Raw genomic sequence first — 2,872 nt, forward strand, 5'->3', positions numbered from 1 at the left:
GCCCGGGGGCCGGCGGAGTCGGGCCGCTCCTGGCGGACGCCGGGCCCGGGACGTTCTTCTGGGGCGCGCTCCTGGGCGTCTCGGCCGCGGGGGCCGACGGCTTGGGCGCGCCGGGCTTGGGGGCACCCGGGCGGGGTGCGGAGGCACCCGGCTTCGGGGCGCCCGGCTTGGGGGCCGCCTTACGGGGTGCGGCGGGCTTCGCCGCGGACTTCTTGGCGCCTCCGGCGCCGTTGCCCGCGTCGAACGCGTTGGTCAGTTTGCGTACCACCGGCGCCTCGATCGTCGAGGACGCCGAACGGACGAATTCACCGAGTTCCTGGAGCTTGGCCATGACGACCTTGCTCTCGACTCCAAGCTCCTTGGCGAGCTCGTATACCCGGACCTTAGCCACTTCGCTCCTTACGGTCCGGGGGGGATTCGTCCACCGGACCTTCGCTACTGCATGGGCGTACTCATCGCGTACTCATCGAGTGCTCATCGCAATCTCGACCTACTTCCAACTCGCGAGGTACCTCTCCCGTACGGCGGGGTGCCGTACGGGCGTCGTGCGTACTTGCTGTCTTACGGTGTTGCCCGCGGTGCCGCCTGCCGCAGTTCCGCGGTATCGAGCGGTCCGCCGGCCCGGAAGGCCCGCTGGAACGCCCGGCGGCGGACCGCCAGATCGACACAGGTCGGTGCGGGGTGCAGGTAAGCACCCCGGCCGGGCAGCGTACCGCGTTGGTCCGGAACACATCTGTTCCCGACCAGCACCACACGCAGCAGATCGCCCTTGCCCGACCGCTCCCGACAGCCCACACAGGTGCGTTCAGGGCATGCGCGGGCACGTGTCCGGTCAGACACTCTTCAGTCTACCTCCCCGCGCCGATTGCGCCGTTGGCGGGGTCGCGGCCGGGGTACGGACGGTGACAGGCCTCTCAGCCCCTCTCCGCGCCGCTCTCCCGGCGCTCCCCACCGTGCTCCCCGCTCTGCTCGACGTCCGGGCGGATGTCGATCCGCCAGCCGGTGAGCCGGGCGGCGAGCCTGGCGTTCTGTCCTTCCTTCCCGATCGCCAGCGACAGCTGGTAGTCGGGCACGGTGACCCTGGCCGACCGGGCCGCGGCGTCCACGACGTCCACTCTGCTCACCCGGGCGGGCGAGAGGGCGTTGGCCACCATCTCGGCCGGGTCGTCCGACCAGTCCACGATGTCGATCTTCTCACCCTGCAGCTCGGCCATCACGTTGCGCACCCGGCCGCCCATCGGGCCGATGCAGGCGCCCTTGGCGTTCAGGCCCGCCCGGGTGGACCGCACCGCGATCTTGGTGCGGTGCCCGGCCTCGCGCGCGATGGCCGCGATCTCCACCGAGCCGTCCGCGATCTCGGGCACCTCCAGGGCGAAGAGCTTCCTCACCAGGCCGGGGTGGGTGCGCGAGAGGGTCACCGACGGGCCGCGTACGCCCCTGGCGACCCGCACGACATAGGTGCGCAGCCGGGTGCCGTGCGAGTAGTCCTCGCCGGGCACCTGCTCCTGCGGGGGCAGGATCGCCTCGAGCCTGCCGATGTCGACAAGGACGCTGCGCGGATCCTTCCCCTGCTGGACCACCCCCGTGACGATGTCGCCCTCGCGGCCGGCGTACTCGCCGAGGGTGACCTCCTCCTCGGCGTCCCGCAGGCGCTGCAGGATGACCTGCTTGGCGGTGGTCGCGGCGATCCGGCCGAACCCGGAGGGGGTGTCGTCGAACTCGCGCGGCTCGGCGCCCTCGGGCAGGTCGGCGGGGTCCTCCTTGGCCCACACCGTCACATGGCCGGTGGAGCGGTCCAGCTCAACGCGGGCCTGGCGGCTGCTTCCCTCGGTGCGGTGGTAGGCGATGAGGAGAGCGGCCTCGATCGCCTCGACCAACAGGTCGAAGGAGATCTCCTTCTCCCTCACCAGACCCCGCAGGGCACTCATGTCGATGTCCACGGCTACGCCTCCTCCTGGCTCTCTTCGTCAGAGGCCGCGGCCTGACGCGCCTTCTCGGCCTTCTCGGCGGCCTTGCGGTTGAACTCGATCTCCACCCGGGCCCTGGCGATCTCGGTGTAGGCGAGCCGGCGGGCGGTGGCCCTGCGTCCCTTGACGCCGGGCACCTCCACGTCCACGCCGTCCTCGTCCGCCGCGCCGACGCGGGCGACCAGCTCGCCGCCGCCCGCCTCCTCCGTCAGATGCGCCCTGACCAGCCTGCCGACGGCGCGGCGGTAGTGCCGCGGCTCGGTCAGCGGGCGGTCGGTGCCGGGTGAGGTGACCTCCAGGACGTACGGGGCGCCGCCCATCACGTCGGTCTCGTCCAGCGCCTCGGAGGCCTCGCGGCTCAGCTCCGCGCAGGTGTCGAGCCGCACGCCCTCGTCGGAGTCCACCACCACACGCAGCACCCGCCGTCTTCCGGCCGGGGTCACGGTGATCTCCTCGAGATCCAGCCCCTTCGCGGTGACGAGAGGCTCCAGCAGTCCTCGCAGCCTCTCGCTCTGGGTGGTGCTCATCCGGGTGACTCCTCGGCCGCGTGTGCTGTTGTGGGAACGTCCAGTCCTGGGGTTACGGGAGTCAAGCCTATCGTCTGCCGCGGGCTGCGCCGACCAGACGGCCCAGGCCGCCGGAGCCGCTGCGCCGGGCGGCCGTCCCCCGCACGGGGTATGCGCGGGGCGCCGCGGTGCCCCGCCGAGGGGGACGGTACGAACACGGGTACGCTCACATCCGCGGTGATCGCCGCCCGCACCACCGAACCACCTCCCCTGGGAGCGCCCGTGCCGATCGACCCGCGTCCCCGCCGGCGGGGCCTGCTGGCCACCGGTGCGGCGGGCGCCGCCGCGCTGCTGCTGACCGGATGCTCGCCGGAGGAGCGGACGGCGGCCGAACGCGGC

At 72.5% G+C, this 2,872-nt stretch carries 4 protein-coding genes; all 4 read right to left on the reverse strand.

Annotation, left to right across the window (positions count from 1 at the left end; all coding sequences use genetic code 11):
* The coding region (locus tag AC2CJA_RS25775; protein WP_484605077.1) for a translation initiation factor IF-2 N-terminal domain-containing protein at nt 1–391 on the reverse strand (391 nt) is incomplete at its 3' end.
* Between the two features lie 170 nt (nt 392–561).
* On the reverse strand, nt 562–840 hold the full coding sequence (locus tag AC2CJA_RS25780) for a YlxR family protein (RefSeq protein WP_484605078.1): 279 nt from the start codon (nt 838–840) through the stop codon (nt 562–564).
* A 74-nt stretch (nt 841–914) separates the two neighbouring features.
* Nucleotides 915–1,940 (reverse strand): transcription termination factor NusA, encoded by a 1,026-nt coding sequence (gene nusA / locus AC2CJA_RS25785; protein ID WP_484605079.1) that lies wholly within the window; start codon nt 1,938–1,940, stop codon nt 915–917.
* 2 nt (nt 1,941–1,942) lie between these two features.
* Nucleotides 1,943–2,494 carry a ribosome maturation factor RimP gene (rimP, locus tag AC2CJA_RS25790; RefSeq protein ID WP_484605080.1) on the reverse strand — a complete coding sequence of 184 codons (552 nt, stop codon included), beginning with the start codon at nt 2,492–2,494 and terminating at the stop codon, nt 1,943–1,945.
* Nucleotides 2,495–2,872: the final 378 nt, after the last annotated feature.

Source organism: Streptomyces sp. ATLC9, from assembly GCF_057196705.1.

Excerpts from the sequence above, each read along its gene's own strand:
- rimP (WP_484605080.1), bottom strand. The coding sequence starts at position 2,494 with ATGAGCACCACCCAGAGCGAGAGGCTGCGAGGACTGCTGGAGCCTCTC.